This window comes from Achromobacter sp. F4_2707, from assembly GCF_047501535.1.
Classification (GTDB): Bacteria; Pseudomonadota; Gammaproteobacteria; order Burkholderiales; family Burkholderiaceae_B; genus Yanghanlia.
The window spans coordinates 1-337 of record NZ_JAZDRJ010000034.1; the positions used below are offsets into that span (position 1 = coordinate 1).

The following is a 337-nucleotide window of genomic DNA, read 5'->3' on the forward strand; positions in this document are numbered from 1 at the left end:
GCAGCATGTTCGGCGCGTTCATCCTCATGGATTTCCCAGCCCACAATCATGCGGCTGTACACATCCATCACCATGTACAGGCGGTAAAACTGGCCACGAACGGCGGTGGGCAAGAACGTGATGTCCCTGCTCCAGGTTTGTAGCGGCGCACTGGCCATCCATGCATGGGGTTTAGCTACTGTTCTGGGCGGTTGGGCGCGACCGCGCCGATTTGCCTGTCCATGCTCGCGCAGAACCCGGTAAAAACTCGATTCGCTGGCCAGGTAAAGCCCCTTGTCGGCCAGACTTGGCACGATCTGTGAAGGCGGCAGGCTTTGGTATTGCGGGCTGTTGCAGG

At 59.1% G+C, this 337-nt stretch carries 1 protein-coding gene; it reads right to left on the reverse strand.

Going from position 1 to position 337, the window contains the following annotated elements:
- Window positions 1-337: DDE-type integrase/transposase/recombinase (locus tag VRY85_RS14895; protein WP_414599385.1), on the reverse strand; the 337-nt coding region annotated here is incomplete at both ends.